The sequence below is a fragment of the Salmonirosea aquatica genome, assembly GCF_009296315.1.
Taxonomy (GTDB): domain Bacteria; phylum Bacteroidota; class Bacteroidia; order Cytophagales; family Spirosomataceae; genus Salmonirosea; species Salmonirosea aquatica.
The window spans coordinates 617,302-643,449 of the sequence record NZ_WHLY01000002.1; the positions used below are offsets into that span (position 1 = coordinate 617,302).

The following is a 26,148-nucleotide window of genomic DNA, read 5'->3' on the forward strand; positions in this document are numbered from 1 at the left end:
CATTTTACCTCACATAGCCCCACTCTTTTATGGATTGTCAGAAACACCGTTTCAACCTACCCGCTGGTGTCCACTACCTCAACTGTGCCTCGCGCGGGCCATTCAGCCGGGCGGTGGAAGCCGCCGGCATTGAGGCTATCGGGAATACCACGAGTCAGATCCACCACCTTACCGCCACAGATTTCTTTGAGCCTGCCTGGGAGGTACGCCGGCTATTTGCAAATCTTATCCAGGCTTCCGATCCCGAACGTGTTGCGCTGGTACCTTCGGTATCGTACGCCATGAGCATTGTAGCCCGCAACTTACCCCACAAGGCCGGTTTCGCCCGGGGACAAAAAATCATTTTGCTGGAAGGGGAATTCCCCAGCGATGTATACGCCTGGGAGCGGGTAGCCGCCGAACAGGGTTTGACTCTACAGACCGTTCCGATGCCTTTGCACCACGAAACCGGCAAAGTCTGGAACAAAACCATCCTCACCGCCATCGACTCCCAAACCGCCATGATCGTATGTCCGCACGTGCACTGGATGTATGGATTTATTTTCGACCTGCCCGCTATTTCAGTTAGGGCGAAAGAGGTGGGCGCGTGGCTCATTGTGGACGGTACCCAATCCGTGGGGGCTTTCCCTTTTGACTTTGGGAAGATACAGCCCGATGTATTGGTTTGCGCAGGATACAAGTGGCTGATGGGTCCCTATTCCTTGGGATTGGCTTATTTCAATGAAACATTCGACGACGGCATTCCCCTTGAGGAAACCTGGATGGCCCGGCAGGAAAGCCACCACTTTCATACACTCACCGACTATCAGGCCACCTACCGCCCTAAAGCCTACCGATACAATGTGGGCGAGCACTCTCATTTCATCCAGCTGCCCATACTGAAGGCAGCACTTGAACAGGTGCTGGCGTGGGGTCCTGAAAACATACAAGCCTATTGCCGTGAACTGCTGAAGGACGCTATACCTGTTTTGCAACATGCGGGCTACCACCTAGAGCCCGAACCGTACCGGGCCCACCATCTGGTAGGGGTGCGGCTACCGGTGGGCCAGGATGTAGCAGGCATCCAAAAGATGCTGTCAGACAACCGAGTCCTCGTTTCGGCGCGGGGACAGGGCTTGCGTGTATCGCCGCAGGTCTACAATACCCCAGAAGACGTGGAGGCCCTGGTCGATGCGCTGGCGAAAGGATAAGAGATTTAATCCTGGTGATAGGTGGTGTCGGGCAGCAGGGAGTCCAGTACCACGGAGTCGCTCAGAGGCAGGGCGCCGGGAGCTACTGCGCCAGGAATGGCGTCAGTGCCGGTACCCTTGGTGCGGTTCCAGGGAGCAGTGGTGCGGCTCGCCATATCGATGACCAGGAAGATAATGATGAGCAGAAATATAATGAAGACTACAATGAAAGTTTTCCGGTTCTTGTTCGGCTCCGACATGGGAATGCGTTATCTTTTTTGCAGATCTATTGCTTATTCAACTACTAAAACTTATACCTACCCGAACTTCTCGTTTCACCCCCGGTCTTTCAGGGATTGGGGAGTCAGGTAGTTTTTCAAGGTACCTGACTTGGCTGAAATTTCGGCCCAGGTGAGGTCCTCAAACTCCACGGTCACCATGCTGCATTTTTCCATTGAGCCCACATCAGCATGCGTCAGATACTCGGCAAAGTAGTTGATATCGGGATTGTGTCCGCACACGAGCAGCGTGGCCACTGTTTCGGGCGTAGCATTGACCACCGCCAGATAGGCCTGCGGGCCGCCGCTGTACAGTTTGTCGACCGCTTCGATCTGATCTACCTCGTACTTCAGCTGCTCGGCGATGATCTTGGCGGTTTGGTAGGTGCGGGCGGCACTGCTGGTCCTGATACTGTCTACGGCCACGCCCTCGGCTTTGAGGAAGTGACCCAGCCGGGCCGAATCCATTATACCCGACCCGAGAAGCTCCCGGTCGAAGTCCTTGAACATTTTGGATTGGTCTTCGGCTTTGGCGTGGCGGACAAGAAGTAGCGTTTTCTTCATGGGGTGATTTTAATTTTTCACAAAAATAGAACAAATCGGCAAGGGTAATGTTACGCATAAAAATTTATACCCATACATTTGACCGCTCGTCAGGGCATATCCGCCATTAGCAATTTTAGTCGCCTCAACCGGCACTTTAAATCATTAAATTTGTTGAATTCATCGGATTGAAGGATTATCAATTAACACGTTATATTTCTTATGTTGCAGTTTCTCAAATTTGTACTGGCCACTTTAGTCGGTCTGTTTTTATTTTTTATCGTATCCTTTTTTATCCTCGTGGGCATCGGTTCGGCCCTATCGAGTGAGGATGAGGTTGTGATCAAAGACAATTCCGTACTCAAACTCGACCTCGACCGCCCGATTAAGGAGGTAGGTGTCGAAAACCCCTTTGCGGAGTTGTCCCTTCCATTTGCCGGGAACGATGAAACCATCGGCCTCAAAGACATTCGTGAAGCCATTACGCGGGCCGGCAAAGACGACCATATCCAAGGCATTTACCTGAAAACACAGGATCCGGGAGCGGGTTGGGCCTCGCTCGAAGAGATTCGGAATGAGTTGCTGGAATTCAAGAAATCGAAGAAATTCATCTATACCTACGGCGAGTACTACTCCGAAAAAGGCTACTACCTGGCCTCCCTGGCCGATAAAATCTACCTCAATCCCGCCGGACTCATGGAATGGAACGGGCTTTCGGCGGAATATGAATTTTACAAAGGTACCTTTGACAAACTGGATATTAAGCCCCTGATTTTCAGGGTAGGTGAATTCAAGAGTGCCGTGGAGAGCTTTTCGCGCAAGGATATGAGCGAGGCCAGCAAACAACAGTCCATCGAACTGCTGGACGCGCTGTACGGAAATTACATCGCCAATGTGTCGAAGTCGCGCAATATTCCCGCCTCCGAATTACGCGGTCTGGCCGACTCACTGGCGGTCACGAATCCAGCTTCGGCCGAAAAATACAAGCTTGTAACCCATGCCGGCTACTACGATGAGCTGGAAACGGCGATGAAAAAAGAGCTGAAGGTAGATACCGACGAAGACATCGAATTTGTAGGCCTCAGCAAGTACCTTAAGGGCAAACATCCTTCGGAGGATGGGGATTTCAACAAGCGCGTGGCCGTCATCGTGGCCGAAGGTGAAATCGTGTCGGGCGAAGGCAGTGACGGTACCATCGGATCGGATAAATTTGTGAAAGAACTCAAAAAAATCCGTGAGAATGACAAAATCAAAGCCGTAGTGCTCCGGATCAATTCACCCGGCGGCAGTGCTTTGGCCTCGGATGTGATGTGGCGTGAAATACAGCTCACAACCAAGAAGAAACCCGTAATTGCCTCCATGTCCGATGTAGCGGCATCGGGTGGCTACTACATGGCCATGGGTTGCGACAAGATCGTCGCCCAACCTAATACCATCACGGGTTCAATCGGTATTTTTGCCATGCTGTTCAATCTGGAAAATTTCCTAGATAACAAATTAGGCATCACGTTCGATGGTGTCAAAACCAACCCACATGCCGACTGGCCTACTTTGACGCGCGAAATGACTGATTTTGAGAAAGATAAGATCCAGAAGAGCGTCAACGAAGGCTATGCTAACTTTACCAGCAAAGCTGCTCAAGGCCGTAAGATGTCCGTTGAAAAGCTGCGGAGCCTGGCTTCGGGCCGGGTGTGGTCGGGCGTGGAGGCCAAATCCAACGGTCTGGTGGACGTGCTCGGTGGGCTCGACGAAGCCATCAAACTGGCGGCCAATGCTGCCAAACTAAAAGAAGGCGATTATCGGGTACGTTTTTATCCCGAAAAGAAGAATCCGCTACAGGAGTTTGTGAGCAAAATGGCCGGCAATTCAGAAGACCAAATTATGGCCCGGCAACTGGGCGAGCTAGCTCCTCACGTAAAAATGTACCGCAAACTGCTGAATATGGAAGGTTTGCAGGCGCGTATGCCATTCGGTCTGGATATACGATAGATACCCATCCAAGTCAAAAAAAAGCGGGGCCGGAAAATCATTTCCGGCCCCGCTTTTTTTGGCTACTGGCCAAGTACTATTTACGTATTTGTAATGGTTTCACATCAACAACCCGGCGAAGGTTGCAGACATGTAGGAAGCCAGGGTACCACAAATCAGCGCCCGAAAGCCGAGCCTAGCCAAATCGGAGCGGCGGGAAGGAGCCAATTCTCCAATGCCCCTACCTGAATGGCAATGGAACTAAAATTGGCAAAACCACATAGCGCAAAACTCGTGATCACGAGCGTTTTGGGATCGAGGGTTTCCTTCAATTTCACCAAATCGAGGTAGGCCACGAATTCGTTGATTACCATTTTGGTACCCATCAGCGAACCGGCCGCCTCAATGTCCTGCGAAGGTACCCCCATCGCCCACGCAAATACCGAGAAAACTTTGCCCAATAGATAATTGAAGCTAAGCTGGGGGAAATTGAAAACGCCTCCCACCTTACCCAACAGAAAATCCAGCAAAGCCACCAGCGCAATGAAGCCAATCAGCATGGCAATTACGTTGAAACCTACCTTGAGGCCCTCACTGGCACCCGCCGCGATGGCGTCGAGCAGGTTGGCGTGGGTTTTCTTGATTTCCAGTTTGATGGCGCCCTTGGTTTCGGACACCTCCGTTTCGGGATAAACGATTTTGGAAATCACCAACGCCCCCGGCGCGGCCATGAGGCTGGCGGCAATCAGGTAGGGGGCAGGTACCCCCAGGGATATGTAGACGGCCATGACGCCCCCGGCGATGCAGGCGAAACTACCCGTCATAGAGGCCATGAGCTCGGAGTTGGTCATACCTTTCAGGTAGGGCTTGATCATGATTTGCGCCTCCACTTGCCCCACAAAGGTACTGGCCACGTTGGAGAGCGCTTCTGAACCACTCACACCCATGAGCCAGTACACGCCCCGCGCAATGATAGCCACAACCCGCTGCATGATGCCCAAGTGGTAGAGCATATTGACCAGCACCGCCACGAAAATGATGGTGGGGATAACCTTAAAGAAAAAGACAAAATCGTTGCCAGGGCCAAATACTTTCTGCATCAGATCACTGCTCACGAGGGTACCGAACACAAAACTGGCACCCTGGTCGGAAAACGACAACAGTTTCTGCACTTTGTCGCCCAGCCACTGAAATATGGCCTGTCCGGTTTCGGTACGGAGGATGAATACCGCCAGGCCGAATTGCAGCGCCAGCCCCACGCCTACCGTACGGTAATTGATGGCTTTCCTATTGCTCGACAGAGCATAGGCCGTTCCTAAAATTAGCACGATTCCGATCAGTCCGGTAAATCTTTCCATGTAGCAGATTGACAAAATAATATTTCCAAGAAACCGCGAATTTAGGTAAATTCGCCAACAGGCCACGTATTTTACAGCGCCCCTCTGCTTTTATCACCACAATTCATCCTAAATCTGCTATAATTCATGGAAGATCAAAACTTTACCCCCTCCTACCCCTCCGAAATCACCGCCGGGCAGCGCTCTGCGGGTATGTGGATGCACCTGGGTGCATTATTGGCTTCGTTTGCCAATATGCTGGTCCCAATTCCTTTTCTGGCGCTAATCGTCATTTTAGTACTTTACAACACCCAGAAAGGCAAAAGCAGCTTTGTGGATGAACACGGCAAGGAGTCACTCAATTTCCAGATTACCCTGGCGGTGGTCGGGGTGGTGATCCTCCTATTCATGTTGTTCGCCTTTGGCAGTTCCATCCTCAGCCTCATTATCGGGGGAGTCAGTGACAACGAAACATCCACTGACGTGGGTATAATGGGCATGGTGGGCTCCGGATTGGTGGTCGGCCTGGTGTTTTTTGCCATCGGGATTTTCTCTCTGGTAGTTATGATTACGGGCAGTGTACGCGCCAATGGAGGGAAAGCATACCGTTATCCCCTGTCGCTGCGCCTGGTGAAGTAGTTGCAACTTCATGCGATTCCAAAGAAAAGCCTCCCGGAAATATCATATCCCGGGAGGCTTTTCTTTGGAATAAAGTCGGCTCAGTTGTTCTTCTCTTCGCTGTCGATTTCCTCTAGCATTTCTGCATTTGTATGGTTATCGGCCAGCAGTTTGTCCTGCTTCTCAAACAGCCTGGCCTGCATGACGTCATCGGGTTTTACCTCAAAGAACACTTTATGGATATCGAAGGCTTCGGTACCTTCGCCCACATGGCATTTCTCATAGGTACCGTCTTCCTGTAGTTCGTAAGAATTGACGTTGTCGCGCAGGTTATAATTCAGCATCAGAATCGCTTCCTGCTTGACCCGCTCATTGACCAGAATGAATAGCGATTCAATACGCCGGTCGAAGCTGCGGACCATCACATCCGCGCTCCCCCCATACACCAGCGGATTTCCCGCGTTGTGGAAGTAAAAGATGCGGGAATGTTCCAGAAAGTTGCCCACGATCGACTTGACCCGAATGTTATCACTCAGATCGGTCCGGCCCGGCCGTAGACAGCAAATGCCCCGCACAATGAGATCGATGGGTACCCCTGCCTGCGAAGCCTTGTACAATTCATCAATCACGGCCCGGTCTTCCAATGAATTTATCTTGATACAGATACCGCTGGGCAAACCCTGGCGTGCGTTTTCGGCTTCCTGCTGGATCATCGCGATCAGGCGCTCGCGCATCTGTCGTGGGGCCGTGATCAGATTCCGGTAGTCACTGGGCAGCGAGTGGCCGGTGATGACATTGAAAAACTCGGAGATATCATGTGTGTATTCCTCGTTGGTGGTCAATAGGCCAATATCGGTGTAGAGTCGGGCTGTTTCTTCGTTGTAGTTCCCGGTGGACAAATGCGCATAGCGGACTACTTTTTCGCCCTCATTCCGCACAATCAGCAGCAGCTTGGTGTGGGTTTTCAGCAGACCAATCCCGTAGATCACAAAGCATCCGGCTTTTTGCAGGCGCTGGGCTTCGCGAATATTGTTTTCTTCGTCAAAGCGGGCCTTCACTTCAAAAAGTACCGCCACGTGCTTGCCGTTCTCGGCGGCGGTGAGCAACGCCTCGGTGACCCGGGAGTTTTTCGCAAGCCGGTAAATGGTCAGCTTGATCGAAAGCACGTTGGGGTCTTCGGCGGCCTGCTCGAGCAATTGAAGCACCGGCTCAAAGTTGTTGTAGGGATGGTGTAGCAAGATGTCGCGCTCCCGCATTACCTCAAAAATATCGGTGATGCGTTCCCTACCTATGCTCAGCGGGGGCACGGGCGGGTGCAAGGGAGGGATCTGATCCTTGAACTCGTTATGCTTAATAATCTGCCAGAAACAGGTATAGTCCAACAGGTTATCAGCCCGGTAGATATTAAAATCATCAATCTCCCAGCGTTTTTTCAAAAGACTCAGCAGATCTTCATCCACGTCAGACTCCACCTCCACTTTCACGACCCTACCCAGGCGTCGGTTCTTGATTTTCTGCTTGATCTCGTCAATGAAATCCACTTCCATGTCGTCGTTCTCTTCCAGAGAGAAATCTCCATTGCGGATGATTCGCAACAGATTAGTCGACACGATGTCTACATTCCGGTAGAGTTTTTTAATGTAGGCCCGCACAATGTTCTCAATCGGCAGGAACAAAATCTCGTTGTCGCGCTCAATCACGTAGAAACGGGGGAGATTGAGAGGTAGCTGTACGAACGAAAGCTTACGATCCTCCTCGCTTGTAGTACCGGAAGTTTGGGTGATGACTCCCAGGATGAGTACTTTGGCCAACAATACCGGGAAGACGTGCGTGTAATCGTACAGCATCGGCGTTAGCATCGGGTAAATGGTACGATCGAAGTAGTCGGACACCTTGGCTTTTTCTGCTTCCGTCAGGTCTTTCATGGTGGCGATGGCAGCCCGGTGCTTCTCAAAAAGAGGCAGTAATTCCTGCTTGTAGCAGTGGTTTTGCTCAGCCACAAACCCTTGTAAGGCCTTCAGCAGGGTTTTCCGGAAGGGTACCTCCCGCAAGCCCGAATAATCCACCCGCTCCTTGCCGTAGTCGAGGTAATTGTACAAACTACCGACCCGGATCGAAAAAAACTCATCCAGATTCGAGGCCGTGATCGCCAGGAATTTCAGCCGGTCGAACAGGCTGCGTTCCGTATCCCGTACCTGATCCAGTACCCGCTCGTTGAATTTGAGCCAGCTCAAATCCCGACTGATGAAATCGCTCTGAACAATCAGGTCATTGACTTTCTCATTTGAGCGCATGAATTTACCTTCTTCCACTTTTTCGTTTTTATCGTTGAAGAATGATAACAGATTGGACAAACGACTTCGCTTCTCGTTTCCAGAAAGGTGATTTGAATCCTGTGGCATGGCTTGAAATTCTTGGTACTTAGTATTGGCTTCTGAGTTTGTGTTTCCGAAATCTGGGTTCCGAATGCAAACGGTTCCGTTGGGTATTGTAATTAATTTTCGGTTTCCTACGAAAAACGCATGACTGACCAGAAATAGTCAGTCATGCGCCTAAAACTACTATTTCGTCAGGTACCTACACGTCCACACGGGCGTACTTGGCATTTTTCTCAATAAACTCACGGCGCGGGGCCACTTCGTCGCCCATCAGCATTGAAAACAGATGGTCGGCTTCCGCCGCCGAATCGATGCTAACCTGCTTGAGGCTGCGGAAATCGGGGTTCATCGTGGTTTGCCACAATTGTTCGGCGTTCATTTCACCCAAACCCTTGTAGCGCTGCGTGTTCACCGATTCTTCCCGTCCATTGCCGAGCTCGTGTACGGCGGCTTCGCGCTGGGCTTCGGTCCAGCAGTAACGCTCTTCTTTTCCCTTCTTGATCAGGTACAGGGGCGGCTGGGCGATATAGATATAGCCATTTTCGATAAGTACCTTCATGTACCGGAAGAAGAATGTCAGAATCAGGGTACGGATGTGACTACCGTCGATGTCGGCGTCAGTCATGATAATGATCTTATGGTAACGAAGCCGATCAATATTCAAAGCGCGCTCATCACCTTCCTTACCAATCTGCACGCCCATGGCCGTAAACATGTTCTTGATTTCTTCATTCTCGTAAATACGGTATTCCTGGGCTTTTTCCACATTCAGGATTTTACCACGCAATGGCAGGATAGCCTGGAAAGCCCGGTTGCGGCCCTGCTTGGCGGTTCCCCCCGCCGAGTCACCCTCTACGAGGTACAATTCGCACACTTCGGGATCGGTTTCGGAACAATCGGCCAGTTTGCCGGGTAGCCCGGTGCCAGTCAGGACGTTTTTGCGCTGCACCATTTCGCGGGCCTTGCGGGCCGCAATACGGGCCTTGGCAGCCAGCACCACTTTGTCGACAATCATACGTGCCTCCTTGGGATGCTCATTGAGGTAGGTGTCCAGCATTTCGGACACGACCTGGCTCACCGCCCCAGCCACGTCAGAGTTGCCGAGTTTGGTTTTGGTTTGTCCTTCAAACTGCGGCTCCTGTACCTTCACCGAAATAACGGCCGTAAGACCTTCCCGGAAGTCATCACCACTCACCTCGATCTTTTCCTTGGCCAAAATCCCCGATTTGTCGGCGTAGTTTTTCAAGGTACGGGTAAGCGCCGCCCGGAAGCCCGATACATGGGTTCCTCCCTCGATGGTATTGATGTTGTTGACGTAGGAGATGACATTCTCGCTGTACGAAGTATTGTACATCATGGATACTTCCACGGGCATGACCCCTTTGTCGCTATCCATGTGGATAGGGGCCGGAATCAGGGGCTGGCGGGTATTGTCAAGATAGGTGACGAATTCGACCAGACCACCCTCGGAGAAAAACTCCTCGTAGCTGGGCTTGCCGTCGTCGTCCAGGTTGCGCATATCCGTTAGCGTCAGGCGGAGTCCTTTATTCAAAAAGGATAGCTCACGCAAGCGGTTCGCTACGGTTTCGTATTTGAATTCGGTAACGGTGAATATGGTATCGTCGGGCTTGAAATGAATCATCGTGCCCGTTTTGCTGGACTCGCCAATCTCGCGTACAGGGTACAGAGGAAATCCTTTCTGGTATTCCTGCTCAAAAATCTTGCCTTCGCGATGTACCTCAGCGCGCAAATCTACGGAGAGCGCATTGACGCAGGACACCCCCACGCCGTGCAAACCTCCGGATACTTTATACGTGTCTTTGTCAAATTTACCGCCGGCGTGCAATACCGTCATCACCACTTCCAGCGCCGATCGTTTTTCTTTCGAGTGAATGCCCGTAGGGATACCCCGGCCATTGTCCTGCACGGTGATAGATTCGTCCGTTTCGATGGTCACATGGATGGTATCGCAATACCCCGCCATGGCCTCGTCAATTGAATTGTCGACTACCTCCCAGATCAGGTGATGCAGCCCCTTAAAACCGGTGTCGCCGATGTACATGGCCGGGCGCTTCCGCACGGCCTCCAATCCCTCCAGAACCTGGATGTTCTCGGCTGAATAACTACTTACTTCCAGCGTTGCTTCGTTTGCCATAAAGTTTGTTTTACACTACAATAAAAAGCGCCCGCCAATGCGGGGTTTATAATCGTGTAAAGATACAATTTTTTCCTCGCTTCGCCTACCGTTTTCGTGCTATTTGCAGGGTTTTCAAGGGCAGGTCGTTCCGTCCGATCAAAATCGCCAATTCGGAGCCTTTGTTGAGCACCAAAAGGCTACGTACGTCGCCCTGTACAAACAGTCCGTTTAGCGCCTGGGGCATATATTCGAATCCTGCCGTGCCCCGGTTGAGGAAAACCTGTAGTAGATTGGCGTCGCTTTTTCCAAGCCGGACCCTGGCTTTATCTTGATTTCCGCCCAACATAATATCCAATTTTCCATCGCCATCGAAATCCGCTACGGCCAGTGCATAAACGGGAGCAAATTGCGCCTGCACGGGCAGCGCCCTGAAACGAAAGGTACCCCCTGAATTTTCCAGAACTCCAGTCCGGAATTCCCGCACTTCCTTTCGGTTCATTTTCCCGATTCGATCCGGAGAAAACAAATCCGTAATAGTAGCTTTTGAATAGCCTATGTAGTCGGGGTACTTTTTCTTAAGCTCGGGCATTTGGCCAAACAGTTCATCCCGGCTGGGATAAGGGTATTCTTTGCCCTGATCCAGCAGGGCGACAACCGGAACCGGGGGCACTGTGGAGTGCGTATCCGCGTAGAGATTCATGCCCTGCGGGGCCGTCAGGTACCATTGACCGTTGGTACCCATATTGCCTACCACAAAATCCATATCTCCATCCCCGTCCAGGTCTGCGGGAGCAAGAGCCGTCCAGCAACCCGTCAGGGCAAGGGTACCCCATTTTTCGCTAGCATTCCGAAAGGTACCCTGCCGGTCTTTTTCCCAAATTTGAATTGCCCCCCAATCGCTCACAGTAACCAGCTCGGGTACCTTATCGCCACGCAAATCCTGAAAGGAAGCCTGCGTTACCATACCCAGGGTGGCGTGGTCGGGGAGAAATTGTGTGGTACGATCCGAAAAATGCCCTTTGCCATCATTCAAGAATATGCGATCACCGCTGCTCTCGGGAAAACGACCCGGCGTGACGCGCTCTCCAATGAAAATATCCTGATCGCCGTCCTGATCCAAGTCGGCGACTGTCACGCAGGATGCATTGATCCGTACATCGGGAAAACTATCCCGGGCCCAGCCATTTCCATGGTTGAGGTAAAGTCGGGGGCGTAGCCATAGCGCCTGCGGATTGAGCGAGTACCCTCCACTCGCCACCAGAAGGTCCAAGTCACCGTCGTCATCGGCGTCAAAAAAAACAGCTCCGGCATCCTCATACCCCGCATCTTTACTGAAATCCGAGACAGCAACAGGCACAAAAGCGGTACCCCGACTTACAAGCAACCGCCCCGCCTCTCCGCGTGCTCCCCCAGATACACATCCGGCCGTCCATCGCCATTCACATCACCCTGGGCGAGGGCAGGTCCCTGTCGGGAAAGCATTACTGGTAGTAAGGGCTGCACCCGAAAATCGTTCTGGTTGGTGGCTTGATACGTAAAATCGATGCCGGGTACCTCCGTAAACAGCGGGGTAAAAACAGCCTCTGCGGGATGAGGGGCACCTTGGCTCGGGTCGTACCGTATCCTGATCCTTTGAGAAGCATCGGGGCGCACCAGGGTCGATATGCGGCCGTCGGTCCAGGATACCCGAATGGAGTCCACGCCCCGACTGCCCAAACCAAAGTGCAGCGGGCCGTCCATAGCCGATTGAAATCCCCGCACCGGCATTACATCCTGCATCTGGATACCATGACCTGCTTGGTAGAGAATCACCCGCGCCCCGGCTCGCAGGGCATAGCTAGGAGCCAGGAGTTCCAGGGATAAGTTGCGAGTGGAATCACTGGGAGTACTGTTATTTTGGTAAATGAAGGCTTTCTGATTCACATTGTTGGTAATCAGATCCAGATCGCCATCGTTGTCCAGATCGGCGTAGGCCGCCCCGTTCGATTGGCTTTTGGCCCCAAAGCCCCAATCCTCCACTTTTTTACTAAATGTAAGATTGCCTTCATTCCTGAAAATATAGTTGGGCTGGCTAATGGGGGGCATCTCGGCAATCACCTCCATCTGCGACGGAGCTTTCCCCGAGGCACGGGAAGCAGTTTGGACATCGGTTGAATATTTCAAAAATTCCATGTTGGTATAGTCCCGGGCGTAGCCATTGGTCACGAACAGGTCTTTAAACCCATCGTTGTCAAAATCGGCCATCAGGGCAGCCCAGCTCCAATCCGTGTTGGACACCCCCGCCAGCTGGCCTATCTCACTGAATACGGGTACCCCGTCGGCATTGGTGCCATTGTTGAGCTGCAGCATGTTTCGCATGGTCTGTTCATGAAATCCCGCACGGAGTAGCTCCCGGTACTTATCGTAGTTGTCGTCCCCGGCGGTGAGCTTGATGCGTTCGTTACTGGCGGGTAGCATGTCCAGCGTGAGGATGTCGGTCCAGCCGTCGTTGTTGATATCGGCGGCATCGGTCCCCATAGAATAGAGCGACACGTGTCCTGTGGCCTGCCGGATCACTTCCTGGAACGTACCGTCCTTCTGGTTAAGGTACAGGTAGTCGTTCTCATTATAGTCGTTGGCAATGTACAAATCCGACCAGCCGTCGTTGTTGAAGTCGTTGATATTGATCCCGAGTCCAAAACTCAGCACGTTGGACACAACGCCCGACGAGTCGGTCACGTCAACGAAGTGTCCTCCTTCGTTTCGGAGCAGTTTGTTGCCGTAAGCGGGATTCTTCTGTTGGCGGTAGCTTCCCAGCAATCGGCTGAAACCGGCATAGTCCTGCACTGAATGATTGAGCAGAAAACAGTCCGTATCACCATCCTTGTCATAGTCAAAGAAAACGGCTTGGGTCGTGTAGGAAGGATCATCCAGACCGTATGCAGCCGCTTTTTCAGTAAAGGTAGGGATATTGTCTGCGGTAGGTCCGTCATTGACGTAGAGCAGGTTTCGCCGCAAGGCCGGATTCTCCGCCCCCGAACGGCATACGTACAGGTCCATCCAGCCGTCGTCATTGATGTCCACCAGCGACACGCCGGTTTTCCATCCCTCATTCAGGCCTACCTTGGCTTGGTTGGTAATGTCCTCAAACTCCATCCCGCCCCGATTCAGGTACAGCCGGTTGGCCACCATGTTTCCCGTAAAGTACAAATCTACCAGTCCGTCATGATTGAAGTCGGCAGCGGCTACTCCTCCCCCATTGTAAAAATAGCCGTACTCGAGTACGTTATTTTCGGCATCTTCCTCGATAAAGTTGGTGAATTCTACGCCCGTATCACCCGCGTCCAAGAGGGTAAACAAGGTATCGTCGGACCGGCAACCGGAAAAAACCAGCGATAAGGTAAGCAGACTCACTGATGTTAACTGTGCAACATTCGTTTTGTACAAATTCATAGGTCAAAATTTACCAAAAAAGGCAGACAAAATGCCTGCCTTTTTTGGTAAAGTATTTTTTTGGTAAAAAAGTCTAGTTCTTATCCCACCATAGCGGGGTGCTGGCCTTATCCGGTCCGTTCAGTAAGGCCTCGGCGGCTTTCACGGCTTCGGCATTGGTTTGTTTCTCCGAGGTCAGGAAAGGAATGCGGCGGATGAAGGTACCTACAGGTAGCTCTTCGTTATCGGAATTAACCACCGGATAAAGTTTGGGGTACCTGGTACGGCGGAATTCGGCCCAGGCTTCCAGGCCGTCAGGATAGAGCGCCAGCCATTTCTGGGTACCAATCTGCTCGCGCTTTACAGCCTCTGAAGCCGCGGCATCCCATTTCACCGGAATGTTGGATAGAGCGGGCGATTTGAGCGGATCACCAGGTGCCACGGGAGTTTTGGTGCTGTTGAGGTAGGTCTGGACGGCAGCATCACTGGCCCCCCATTGCTTCAACGACATTTCGATCCCTTTCTCGTACAATTCTTTAGCTGTACCACCCATGCTCCAGCCATTGAGCGCTCCTTCGGCCCGAAGCAGGTACGCCTCGGATGTGTGCATGATGTCCTGCGGAACGGTCAACTGGCTCGTCCAGGCCGAACCGCCGCCCGTAGCCCAGCGCGTCCCTACGTTGGAATTATCGTTGTTGCCATTTCCTTCCTGATTCAACTGCGCAGGTAACAATCCGTTCCGCAGACCTTCGTAGGTATTGGTAGCGGTAGCGGGTTGGAAGAAAACGCCGATGCGGGGATCTTCGTAGCCTTTCAGCACCGACTCCATGGAAGCGCTCATGCGAAATTCGTTCCAGATGGCGATCCGGCCCAGGCCGTTATGATCATCACCCGCCAGGTTTTTCACCATGAAGGCTGCATCGTCTAGTTCAGTGAACACGCCGCCGGCATATGCGGCTTCGGCCTGTTTTTTAGCCTCAGCAGGATTCACTTTAGAAATCCGCAAGGCCAACCGCAGCCGCAGGGTATTGGTGAATTTGATCCACTTATTTACATCGCCCGCGTAGATCAAGTCGAAAGTTCCGTAGGGTTTTTCGGAAGTTTTACCTTTCAAGATGGCGGCGGCGGCATCCAGACGTTTGAAAAAATCTTCGTAGATCTTCTCCTGCGCATCGTACTTGACGGAACGAGCCGGAATGCCCGCATCAAAATACGGAATGGGGCCGTAGTAATCGGTAACGCGATGGAAAGCGAAAACCCACATGACATTGGCCAGGGCATTCTCCGCCGAGCTGGGTTCGGTGGATTCCAGCAGCGTTTTCAGCTGGGGTACCACCTGGGTATAGATGGGGTTCCAGTGCCCGCCCAGCCAGTCGAACCGCATGACGTAGCGGTCGGAAGGAAAGTAGGTAGCCGAAGTAGCAAAGTACTGGGCGTAGAGATCGGCAAACAGGTTTTGGGCGATCTGGTAGGTACCCCCGGCGTAGGAAGCCTGCTGCTCGGCCCGGGAAAACAGGAACGGCAATTCATCTTTTCCCAGCGTGGTCAGTTTGGTTTTGCTGGTATTCATTTCGTCAAACTTGTCCGTACAGCTCCACCAGATGCTGGCGGAACCAACCACCAGCCCAAAGGCCGTAAGTTTGAGCAAGGATTTTTTAAACGGTATGTTCATACAATGCTTTGTTTGTACTGTTTTGATAGATCGTGATATGGGATCAGATTATTCTTCGCTTCAAAATCAAGGTACCCTGACCCGGAAGCAAAGGATTAGAAATCAAAATCCAAGTTTCAGGTTAAGGCCCATCGTACGGGAAGATGGTAAGCTACCGTACTCCACACCCTGAAAATTCCCAGCACCCAGATTCACATCGGGATCGAAGGGTAGCTTGCGCTTTTCCACGCCGGGAATATCCAGAGTAGCATAGCCGCGATATAGGAAGAACAGGTTGCGGGCTATGAACGAAAGTCGGACATTCTTAATAAAGAAATTCTCAGGAACCGGAATCTTGTAGCCCATCGACAGTTCCCGCAGACGTACATTGGTGGTGGAGTAGGTAAAGAACTCACCCCACGAGTAGCGTCCTCCCGATACCGTCGTCCAGAAAGTTTCGGCGTTGATGGCCTTGGTGTTAGTTTCCCCCGTGGAGGTAACGGCGGGTAGCACCCAGCCCCCGTCGCGGTTATTCGTCGTGTAGTCGGCGTTACCGTCGAAGGCCAGGTTGGCCTGGGTACCCGAGGTCATGGTACCCCCGAAACGACCGTCGATCAGGAAGCTCAGCACAAAGTTTTTATAATTGAATGAGTTGTTGAAACCCATGGTAAACTTCGGATTGAAGTTACCGATCTTCTCACTTTCGGTAGCTACGGGCTTGCCATTGGCATCCACGACGTACCTACCCTGATCGTCGCGTTTCCAGCGCTGGGCGTACATATCGCCGTACGAGCCGCCTTCGGCTACCACGGGACCGGCGGTACGGCCGTAGCCACCCGCCAGAAAGGCGATTTTGATGTCGGGGTGCAGCTCGACAATGGTATTGACATTGCGGGCAAAGTTTAGGGTCATATCCCAGTTCAGATCAGAACTGCGGAGCGGTTTACCCGTCAGTGTAAACTCGAAACCTTCGTTGTTGATTTTTCCGGCATTGATAAACTGGTCGGAAAAGCCCGAAGCAGGAGCCAGGCCTAGGGTCAACAATTGGTTGACGGTATTGGTGTTATAGTAGGTCATATCCAGACCAAGGCGTCCGCCAAAGAAACGCAGATCCAGCCCTACCTCGGTCGAGGACGAGATTTCGGGTTTCAAGGTAGCTGCGGGTTGGGTAGCATCCCGGGAGATGAATCCGCCCGTACCACCCTGCGAGAAGGAGTAGGTTTGGGTCAAAAGGTAGGGATCGGTGTCGTTACCTACCTGCGCCCAGGATCCGCGCAGTTTGGCAAAACTCACCCACTCGGGCATCTGGAGAGCATCCGTCAGAATAAGATTGGCTCCAAACGATGGGTAGAAATACGAGTAAGGCTTGGGCAGCGTAGACGACCAGTCATTACGAGCCGACATGTCGACGGTCAGAAAGTCGCGATAAGATAATGAGGCTGTCCCGAAAACATATTGAAGTTCACGCTCCGAGAAGGCGGCAATTTGGCTCAGCGCGCGGGCAAACGAAAGATCGAATTTGTTGGGTACCAGCAACCCGTTGGCGTTGGCACCTACTTGCGAGAATTTCTTGTAGGTCTGCCCCGCTCCAAAGTTGTATGTGAGAGCGATGTCCTTGCCCAGCTTGTTATTACCCGACACGATCACGTCCATGTTTCTTTCCAGAATATCGTTGGTGAAATCCTGGTACGACCCACCCGGCCCGGCGAATAGCAGAGTACGGTCGGCCCAGCTACGATTGTAGCGATCGTCGTAGCGGTCGAAGCTCACGCGCCCCTGCACGTTGAGCCAGTCCGTCAATTCATATTTTACTGAACCCAGCAGGATGGTACGGTTGCGGCGTTCCTTATCGGTAGTCTTGTTAGTGGTCCAATAGGGATTCATATAGATGGACGAGGTGGTCCAGTAGGTAGGATTTCCGTTTTCATCCTGAAAATTCTTGTATTGGTTCAGGTCCACGCTGCGCGGAATCTTATACAGGTTCATCACCACCGCACTCTCCTCACCCGAACGCGGCTTGTTGTTGATGGTCTGATTGGTATAGGTAATCTTCGCATCCGTGGTAAGCCGTTTGGTCAGCTGCGAGCTCACCCGCAAATTAATCGTATGGCGCATCAGGTCGTTGTTGGGCAGCAAACCCTGGTTGTAGTTGTTGGTGTAGGACGCGTAGGTCTGCACGTTCTGGGTACCGGCCGAAATGCCCACCGAGTTGTTGGTAGAAACCGCATTGCGAAAGAAATCCCGGACGTTGTCGGGGTAGGTGGTGCCTTTCGCACCCCAGCTCCCGCTGGCTTTGTCGCTGGCCACACCACCGTTGCCCTGGCCGTAGGTATTTTGGAATTGGGGCAACAGAAAGGGCGTTTCGACCACGACACCCGAATTGATGTTAGTCGTGACCCGACCCGCGCTACCTTTTTTGGTAGTCACCATAATAACCCCGTTGGCCGCCCGACTCCCGTAGAGGGCCGCCGCTGCCGGGCCTTTCAGTACGTTCATGGACTCGATGTCGTCGGGGTTGATGTTGGCTGCCCCGTCGCTGCCGTTGATTCCGCCGAAATCGTTCCCTACCTGACTCTGCACCGTATTGTCGATAGGTACCCCGTCCACTACAAAGAGAGCATTATTATTTCCCCGGATGGAGCGGTTTCCGCGCAGCGTTACACGAGTAGCCGAACCGGGGCCCGAAGCCCCCTGCGTCACGACCATCCCCGCCACTTTGCCCGAAAGCGTGTTGACAAAGTTGGCATCGCGTACATCGGTCAGTTGTTTCCCATCGATCTTCTGGGTTGAGTAGGTCAGCGATTTGGCACTACGCTCGATCCCGAGGGCCGTCACCACTACTTCGCCCAAATTCCTGACATCGGGATTCAGATCGATGGTAAGCGTCGAGGTAGACCCAGAAACGGGCACCTCTTTGGTTTCATAGCCGACGGAAGAAATGATTAGCGTCGAAGTACCTGCTGGCACACTGATACTAAAATTCCCCTCCGCATTGGAGTTGGTACCTCGGTTGGTGCCTTGTAGCAGGATGTTAACTCCGGGCATTCCTGCGCCATTTTCGTCACGAATCTGCCCGGTAATCTGGCGATCCTGAGCAAATGACTGGGTGGTAAAAAAGGCTGCCCATATGTATACGAGCAGCCCCACGGGTAGTTTTCTAAGCATAGAATGAGAAGGTCTAAATGAAATTCTGCATAAATATAAATTTTTAATATATAATTCGCAATAAGTTAAAATTATTAAAATTTAACGCAATATCTAGATGCCAATCTTCCATGTAAGCCAAATACAAAGGAAATTATGTGAAGATCAGTACATTCGAACGCTGTGGTCAGCGCCTACCTCCATGGAATAGCTGGTAAAGGTCAAGGTTCCCCCTGAGAAAATCCCAAGCCTAAAATTACCCGTCGGGAGATTATCCACCAAAATTTCCGTCGTCAGGTTTTCTTTCCGTAGTCCATCCCCCGCAGTATACCACGGTAGGCATTACGCAGACGGTAATAGGGTACCCATACTACAGGTTGTCCTTCTGCCACCAACGCCAGGAATGGCGTGTCGCTGGCATTGGACTTATTGCCCACGCGCAGGATTTTCTCCCGATACTCGCCACTGGCATCCTGCGATACACTGAATCCTCTTTCAAATGTAAGCGCCAGGGTACTATCGGTGGAAGCACCCGTAAGTTGGGAAGGCAGTCCGGAGGGATGGTAGCAAATGCCGCGATCGACGGCCTTATGGTAAACATCCCGGATATTGCGGTTAAAAGAAGGAGCATACTGTAAGAACACGTCGTAATTTTCCCAGTTGGCCTTATCAGCCCGAAGCCAGTCGCGCCGGTATTCGAGGGTAGTGAAGTAGTTCAGGTAAGAAACCAACCATATAAGTACAGCCAGAATACCCCAGGGAAGGGACCAATACCAGATGTAAGACCGCGCCAATACGGCTATACCTACCAGATAAAACCAAGCCGTGATGTAGGGTGAATAATGCGCGTATCGGGGTGGTATTAGAAAATCGGTGGCTGACCAACTCCGGGATACCGCGACGAGCAGCGCGGTGATGCCTAAAAACAGCAGATTTCCCAGGAGCATTTTTTCAAAATAGCTGAGTGGTGGGCCAGAACGGTACTGGGCGTAGATTTTGGGAAATCCGAACCAGGCTATTCCCAGGAAAACAATAGCGCCCCAAGCTACCGAAGGCCAGTCATGTGGACCAAATACCTGCGTAACCGATCCCAGGAAAGTGCAAAAGTAGGCAATGAGCCGTAGCGGGTCGGAAAGGCTTCGGGCAAAATCCGCACTCTGCCCTCTTTCGAAACCATAAAAGTAAACGAAAGCCGTAATCAGAGCGACCAATAACCAAATCCCCAGCCAGCGCCATTCCCGGTAGATTACCAAAAACACGATTCCCACAGCGAAGCCAAATATACCGTTGCCGTGGGTAAAGGTACCTAGCAGGACGATGCCTATGGCTAATAAAAACCGCCGGTTGGTGAAGGCATGCACCAGCCATGCCAGGATGAACACAATGACTGACTGCTGCAGGACACTAATAGTCCAGGTCAGGTTATCATAATAGAAAGGATGGAAAAGCAACCAGGGTATGGGCAAAAAAAGCCAGGGATTGAGCCGCAGGGTACGGAAGGCATCCCAAAGAAAATAGAGCACGCCGCACCAAACCATATTCCCTAATACCATAAGTACAGGCCAGTTGATGTGGCCTTCCAGGCGGTAATCCAGCCAGGTAAGTAACCTAGGGAAAAGAATCCTGTGTTCGTTGTGCTGCTGAAGCAACAGCGCTATTTTTTCATAAAAAGAGTCCGTTTCCTGGAACCACACGATGGTTTTCAATAAATGGAAATCATCGGCAAAAAACAGCGTTTCGGAATAGATGAACACAGTTGCGAGAAGAAACGCAATGGGCAAGAATAGAAAGGGTTGTACCGGAAGCCTACGCAGGAAATGCATGAATGTGGGAAAATCGACTGAAACAATGAAACCTTTCTGCAAAAAACATCACAATCAGTCAGGGTTGTGAATGCCCCGGATCGTTAATCCTCAGGAAAGGGTACGAATACGAAACCCGCAAAATCGCCTTCGATCACGAACAGGCAGCAATATTCGTCAGGTTTCCGGTAGTTTTCTTTGAAAAGTTCAACGGATTCTTCGCCGATCAGATTCCGATCCACAAATTCCTGTAAGTAAGAAGCCCGGTAATTCCATTTGTTGCCCAATTCCTCGCGGGCAATCAGTATCAAGCCAAGTTCCGATTCTTCCCGAACCACTATGAAGATCGGATACTCCGAGAAGCCGCGCTGGCGGATTTGGTAGGAAGCCTCTTTGAGCTGATCGGCTACTTTCACAAAATCCTGCGAAATCAGTCCCAGCAGTTTCCGATTCACCTCGGGCGAATTGGCGTCGTCCATCAGGACATTTTCATTACTATGATTAATCATATTCTTTTAGTGGATTTTTGGCAGGTACTGCCTGTGAAACAGGGTACCTTAAATGAAAATTCAACTTCGCTATTGCCACTCGGTACCTATAAAAGGATCACATCCGGGCAGCTAGCAGCAGCGTCAGATCTTTATAGCGCATCCCGAACTTCCGGGCAATGTAGGCATTCGTAAGGGTACCTTTATGGCCGTACACCCCTTTCATAAACCAACGGTTGGCATAAATCATCTCCTCGATGCCCCCAATGGTACCCGTTTGCAGCAAAAAAGGAAGAAAAATATTGCTCAGCGCTGTACTGGCCGTGTGCGCCACGCGTGAGGCGATATTAGGGACGCAATAGTGAATAATATCATTGTGTCTGAAAATAGGGTCCTTATGAGTCGTCATCCGAGACGTCTCAAAGCATCCCCCCTGATCGATACTTACGTCCACAATCACGGAATTGGGCCGCATCCGCCCCACCATTTCCTCTGTCACCACGCAGGGACTCAGTCCATCTTCGGCCCGCATGGCCCCGATCACCACATCGGCACGGGCAATGGCTTCGGTCAGTGTATCGGAATCGATGATGGACGTGTACAGGTTTTGCCCTACGGCGTATTTCAACCGTTGCAGGCGATATATGTGGTTATCAAAGACTTTGATGTCGGCTCCTACCCCCATCGCGGCACGGGTGGCGTACTCGGCGACGGTACCGGCACCCAGAATCACAACCTTGGTAGGGGGTACCCCCGTGATCCCACCCAGGATAATGCCCTTACCGCCGTTGGAATTACTCAGATATTCGGCCGCAATCAACAGGACCGTGCTGCCGGCGATTTCGCCCATGGCCCGCACAATGGGCATCCCACCTACCTGGTCTTCGATGAACTCGTACCCGATGGCAGTAATTTTTTTCTGATTCAGTTTTTCGAAGTAGCTCTTGTCCAGGGCGGGTAGGTTGAGCGTGGATATCAGGGTAGAACCGGCTTTGATCAATTCAAATTCTTTCGACACCAGAGGCTCAATCTTGAGGATCAGGTCGGCCTGATACACTTCTTTGGCACTGTACACAATCCGCGCACCCGCTTCACTGTACTCATGGTCAGGATACTTAGCCCCGGCTCCTGCGTCCTTTTCCACCCATACCTCATGGCCGTTGCGCACCAGAATCGCCACGCCCTCCGGCGTGAGCGCGATGCGGTTTTCCTGTAAGGATATTTCGCAGGGCAAGCCAATCAGCAACGCATTTCTATCTTTCCTGACCTCCACCAACGACTCCTGCGGATAGAGAGCCGATTGCTTGGCCAGTTGTTCGAACCCGGTTATCTGAGGTTGCGCCATTTATTTGTTGGGAATTGCTTGGTGGAGTGAAGGATCAATTCGTGTCAATATTCAAAAATTAGTTAACGTCGTTCATGCCCGTCAAGGACCCCGCTTCGATCATGGCCCGGATGCTCCGACTACCATCCCTTTCTGACTGAATGGTCACAGAAAAATAGGTTTCCGGCCACAAAGACTCGATTTTTTCGGGCCATTCGATAAAGCAATAGGCTCCCGAATCCAGATATTCATCCGCGCCCAGATCGTACGCCTCGCTTTCGTTTTTGATCCGGTAGAAGTCGAAGTGGTAAATCAGACCGTTTTTTCCGGCATCATATTCGTTTACAATGGAAAAGGTGGGGCTTTGAACGGTACCCCTGACTCCAAGCCGCTCACAAAGCTGCTTGATCAGGGTGGTTTTTCCAGCCCCCATGTCGCCGTGCAAGAGCCAAACAGGCACTGAACCACCTAGCTGGAGCAATTGCTGGGCCACCGCATCGAGTTGGGTCAAATCGGAACAACGAATAAAAAGGGGTTGGACATTCATAGCACAAAATTAGTGATTTTACCATCAAAAGCCCGGCCTTGCCCGCATCCTTCTTACTTTACGGCTTCACCTACCCGCGCCTTCTCCAAAACCGGGTTGCGTAGTGTTACTTAAATTGCCAGATCAGCTCATATTTCTTGTAGAATTTCTGCTTTAATCCGATGTTTGGTCCAAAAATGTCGTCTCTAACTTGAATACTGGTATTAAAACTCATTGGAAACGACCTTTACTTCGTTGAAATTACCACGTATCAGCAGGTACCTTATCTCATAATTAATACTCAACTACTCATGTCAGAACGTGTTCTCAATGTCGGACTCATCGGTTTTGGTCTATCGGGCCGCTATTTTCATGCTCCCTTTCTGTCGGTCAATCCGCGTTTCAAACTCAAAAAAGTAGTGGAGCGCTCTAAAAACGAAGCCCAGGATTTTGACCCTACCATTGAAAACGCGCGTTCGGTCGATGAACTGCTGGCCGACACTTCCATTGACCTGGTGTTTATATGTACTCCTAATGACACGCATTTTTCGTACGCGATGGACGCGCTGGAAAACGGCAAGCATGTGGTCATAGAAAAACCCTTTGCCAATACCGAAGCCGAAGCAAAACAGCTGTTCGACGTCGCGGAGCGCAACGGGCTTATTGCCACGGCTTACCAGAACCGGCGCTGGGATTCAGATTTTCTGACCATCCAGAAACTGATCCAGGAAGACAAACTTGGAAAAATCGTAGAATACGAAAGTCGATACGACCGCTACCGCCCCGAGGTACTTCCCAATACTTGGAAAGAAAAACAAGCCGAAGGTAGTGGGAATGTCTATAACCTGGGGCCGCATTTGCTCGATCAGGCGTTTGTGTTATTTGGGACGCCCCAAACCGTAACGGCCACCATCCGCAGCGTGCGCGAGCACAGTGATGTGGACGACTATTTCGACATCCATCTGGGCTACGAGGATAAAATGGTCATCATCAAATCGAGCCTGTTGGTGTATGAAAACAGCCTGCGGTACTCGATCCACGGCACCAAGGGTACCTTCATCAAACGGGGGCTTGATGCCCAGGAAGAAACGCTCCGCAAAGACGTACTACCCGACGTGGAGAACTGGGGCGCCGAACCCGAAGACCGCTGGGGTACCCTTTATAGCGATCATTTTACAGGAATCATCCCCAGTGAAGCGGGTGATTACATGGCGTTTTATGATTCGGTGTACGATGCCATTGTGAACGGCCAGGAGTTAGCCGTAAAGCCCGCGGAGATTCTGCGCACTACGCGCGTCATCGACCTGGCTTTCGAAAGCAACGAACGGCAAACTACGATTAGCTACTGAATAGCCTGGGATTAGGTGCTGGATGTAGGACGTTGGATTTTTGACGTTCAGTAATTGACCCTAAAAAATGGGCTGCGCCAGGTGGGCAGCCCATTTTATAGGATGAAAAGAAAGTCAGAAATGTAGGGTACCCTTGAAAAACGTACTTACAAGGCCAATAATTACACCAGTCCCAGCTCTTTGCCAATCGACTGTACCTTATCTTTCAACCCCTCATACACCGCATCGAAATCCTCGTTTTTATCCAGGTTGGCACGAACGCCGACGTAGAATTTTATTTTAGGCTCGGTACCCGATGGGCGGCAGGTAAATTTGGTGCCGTCATTGGTAAAAAATTGGAGTACATTGGACGGCTCGATGCCCATTTTGCCCGATGGGATGCTGAACACGGTACCCTGGCGCATGTCCGTATTGGTGAGGGCCTGGTAGTCGTCCATCCGGATCACCGGCGCCCCGCCCAGGGTCTTGGGTGGATTGGCCCGAAAATCGGCCATCATCTGCTGAATTTCCTCAGCTCCGCTCTTGCCCTTTTTGGTAATCGAAATCAGGCCTTCATAATAGAAGCCATATTGCTTATAGATTTCCATAAGCATATCGAACAGGCTCAGTCCTTTGTCTTTGGCGTAAGCCGTCAGCTCGGCGATGATGGCGCAGGAGGCGATGGCATCCTTATCGCGAACCGCATCGCCGATCAGGTAGCCGTAGCTTTCTTCTCCCCCACCAATGAACTCTTCCAGGCCTTCTTTTTCGCGGATGACCTGGGCAATGTATTTAAAACCCGTCAGCGTATTATAGCACTTCACGCCGAAGCCATCAGCCATATTGTCAATCAGGTCGGTCGTCACAATGGTCTTGCAGACAAACTGATGGCCGGTCAATTTTCCCGCCTCTTTCCAAGCTGACAACAGGTAGTAAATCAGCAGACTGGCCGTCTGATTTCCATTGAGCAGTTGCAGTTCGCCGTGGTGGTTCTTGGCCCCAATTCCCACGCGGTCGGCGTCGGGGTCGGTACCCAGGATCAGGTCGGCGTCAATCTCCCGGGCTTTTTCCAGGGCCAGGCTCATGGCTTCGCTCTCCTCAGGATTGGGGTACACTACCGTCGGAAACTGCCCGTTGCCGTTGGGTTCGGCCTGTTCTTTGATCACGGTCACGTTTTCAAAACCCATCGCGGCCAGGGTACGGGGTACCAGGCTCACCCCCGTGCCATGGATCGGGGTATACACGATTTTGGTATCCTTCTGCCGCTTGATGGCATCTTTTGAAATCGAAAGGGAAAGGATGTGATCGACGTATTTTTTATCAATTTCTTCGCCAATGCTGTGGATCAATTCAGAATTACCCTCAAATTTGATTTGATCCACGGAAGTGATGGCATTGACTTCCTGGATTATATTGTGGTCGTGCGGGGCTACCACCTGCGAGCCATCCACCCAGTAGGCTTTATAGCCATTGTATTCCTTAGGGTTGTGTGAGGCGGTGACCACTACGCCACTATGGCAGTCGAGTTCACGGATGGTGAACGAAAGCTCAGGGGTAGGACGCAGCGACTCGAAGCGGTAGACCGTGATGCCATTGGCCGAAAAAATATCCGCAATAATCTGAGAAAATTCGTCCGACTTGATGCGGGAATCGTAGGCAATGGCCACCCGGATGGTTTCATTGGGAAAGGCTTTGTTGAGGTAGTTGGCCAGCCCCTGCGTGGCCGCTCCCACGGTGTAGCGGTTCATGCGGTTGGAGCCAATGCCGATCAGGCCCCTTAGTCCGCCGGTTCCGAACTCCAGATCCTTGTAGAAAGCGTCGGTCAGCTCGGTATTGCTTCCCTCATCAATCAGTTTTTGAATAGCGGTTTTTGTTTCCTGATCATAATTACCTGTCAGCCAGGAATTGACTTTATCTTCTACGTTTTGTTCCAGTTGTACGGCCATTTTTTAGTTGAAAGTTGAAAGTGGACAATCGACAGTAGCTCCCCGATTCATATCGAATCTTTTGAAAGCCTTCTGTGCTTCGTATTTAAAGTACCCCGCC

At 51.6% G+C, this 26,148-nt stretch carries 17 protein-coding genes and 1 pseudogene; 4 read left to right on the top strand and 14 right to left on the bottom strand.

Annotation, left to right across the window (positions count from 1 at the left end):
* The first annotated feature begins 29 nt into the window (after positions 1-29).
* Entirely contained in the window at positions 30-1,190 is a 1,161-nt protein-coding gene (locus GBK04_RS03600) for an aminotransferase class V-fold PLP-dependent enzyme (RefSeq protein WP_152756925.1), read from the top strand.
* A 5-nt stretch (positions 1,191-1,195) separates the two neighbouring features.
* Here GBK04_RS03600 and GBK04_RS03605 read toward each other — a convergent pair whose 3' ends face one another.
* Positions 1,196-1,429: a hypothetical protein gene (locus GBK04_RS03605; protein ID WP_152756927.1), complete on the bottom strand. Its 234-nt coding sequence runs from the start codon at positions 1,427-1,429 to the stop codon at positions 1,196-1,198.
* A gap of 75 nt (positions 1,430-1,504) precedes the next feature.
* Positions 1,505-2,011 (bottom strand): SixA phosphatase family protein, encoded by a 507-nt coding sequence (locus tag GBK04_RS03610; protein ID WP_152756929.1) that lies wholly within the window; start codon positions 2,009-2,011, stop codon positions 1,505-1,507.
* Positions 2,012-2,212: 201 nt separating this feature from the next.
* Between GBK04_RS03610 and sppA the strand changes: the two genes are divergently transcribed.
* Entirely contained in the window at positions 2,213-3,979 is a 1,767-nt protein-coding gene (gene sppA / locus GBK04_RS03615; protein ID WP_152756931.1) for a signal peptide peptidase SppA, read from the top strand.
* Between the two features lie 99 nt (positions 3,980-4,078).
* Here the strand turns inward: sppA and GBK04_RS03620 are convergent.
* Positions 4,079-5,316, bottom strand: a pseudogene (locus GBK04_RS03620) (NupC/NupG family nucleoside CNT transporter).
* 126 nt (positions 5,317-5,442) lie between these two features.
* On the opposite strand from GBK04_RS03620, the gene GBK04_RS03625 reads away from it, so the two are divergent.
* Positions 5,443-5,934, top strand: a complete 492-nt coding sequence (locus GBK04_RS03625) for a DUF4870 domain-containing protein (protein ID WP_152756933.1) — start codon at positions 5,443-5,445, stop codon at positions 5,932-5,934.
* Between the two features lie 80 nt (positions 5,935-6,014).
* Here the strand turns inward: GBK04_RS03625 and ppk1 are convergent, their stop codons facing one another.
* The 10 genes from ppk1 to tsaE all read right to left on the bottom strand — a co-directional run bounded on the left by ppk1 (position 6,015) and on the right by tsaE (position 22,795).
* Entirely contained in the window at positions 6,015-8,315 is a 2,301-nt protein-coding gene (ppk1, locus tag GBK04_RS03630; RefSeq protein ID WP_152756935.1) for a polyphosphate kinase 1, read from the bottom strand.
* Between the two features lie 175 nt (positions 8,316-8,490).
* Positions 8,491-10,446, bottom strand: a complete 1,956-nt coding sequence (gyrB, locus tag GBK04_RS03635; protein ID WP_152756937.1) for a DNA topoisomerase (ATP-hydrolyzing) subunit B — start codon at positions 10,444-10,446, stop codon at positions 8,491-8,493.
* 85 nt (positions 10,447-10,531) lie between these two features.
* Entirely contained in the window at positions 10,532-11,785 is a 1,254-nt protein-coding gene (locus GBK04_RS30310; RefSeq protein WP_373330686.1) for an FG-GAP repeat domain-containing protein, read from the bottom strand.
* 17 nt (positions 11,786-11,802) lie between these two features.
* Entirely contained in the window at positions 11,803-13,860 is a 2,058-nt protein-coding gene (locus GBK04_RS30315) for a CRTAC1 family protein (RefSeq protein WP_373330687.1), read from the bottom strand.
* Between the two features lie 73 nt (positions 13,861-13,933).
* Positions 13,934-15,511 carry a SusD/RagB family nutrient-binding outer membrane lipoprotein gene (locus tag GBK04_RS03645; RefSeq protein ID WP_152756939.1) on the bottom strand — a complete coding sequence of 526 codons (1,578 nt, stop codon included), beginning with the start codon at positions 15,509-15,511 and terminating at the stop codon, positions 13,934-13,936.
* Positions 15,512-15,613: 102 nt separating this feature from the next.
* Complete coding sequence (locus tag GBK04_RS03650; RefSeq protein ID WP_152756941.1) at positions 15,614-18,655, bottom strand: SusC/RagA family TonB-linked outer membrane protein; 3,042 nt, start codon at positions 18,653-18,655, stop codon at positions 15,614-15,616.
* 272 nt (positions 18,656-18,927) lie between these two features.
* Positions 18,928-20,388 carry a hypothetical protein gene (locus tag GBK04_RS03655; protein ID WP_152756943.1) on the bottom strand — a complete coding sequence of 487 codons (1,461 nt, stop codon included), beginning with the start codon at positions 20,386-20,388 and terminating at the stop codon, positions 18,928-18,930.
* A gap of 152 nt (positions 20,389-20,540) precedes the next feature.
* Positions 20,541-20,945 (bottom strand): hypothetical protein, encoded by a 405-nt coding sequence (locus tag GBK04_RS03660; RefSeq protein ID WP_152756945.1) that lies wholly within the window; start codon positions 20,943-20,945, stop codon positions 20,541-20,543.
* A 97-nt stretch (positions 20,946-21,042) separates the two neighbouring features.
* The gene (locus GBK04_RS03665) at positions 21,043-22,269 is read right to left on the bottom strand and encodes an alanine dehydrogenase (protein WP_152756947.1); all 1,227 of its coding nucleotides are present in this window, start codon (positions 22,267-22,269) and stop codon (positions 21,043-21,045) included.
* A 58-nt stretch (positions 22,270-22,327) separates the two neighbouring features.
* Entirely contained in the window at positions 22,328-22,795 is a 468-nt protein-coding gene (tsaE, locus tag GBK04_RS03670) for a tRNA (adenosine(37)-N6)-threonylcarbamoyltransferase complex ATPase subunit type 1 TsaE (RefSeq protein WP_152756949.1), read from the bottom strand.
* A 290-nt stretch (positions 22,796-23,085) separates the two neighbouring features.
* On the opposite strand from tsaE, the gene GBK04_RS03675 reads away from it, so the two are divergent.
* Positions 23,086-24,123, top strand: a complete 1,038-nt coding sequence (locus GBK04_RS03675) for a Gfo/Idh/MocA family oxidoreductase (RefSeq protein ID WP_152756951.1) — start codon at positions 23,086-23,088, stop codon at positions 24,121-24,123.
* A gap of 161 nt (positions 24,124-24,284) precedes the next feature.
* Here GBK04_RS03675 and GBK04_RS03680 read toward each other — a convergent pair whose 3' ends face one another.
* Positions 24,285-26,048 (bottom strand): phospho-sugar mutase, encoded by a 1,764-nt coding sequence (locus GBK04_RS03680; protein WP_152756953.1) that lies wholly within the window; start codon positions 26,046-26,048, stop codon positions 24,285-24,287.
* Positions 26,049-26,148 lie beyond the last annotated feature (100 nt).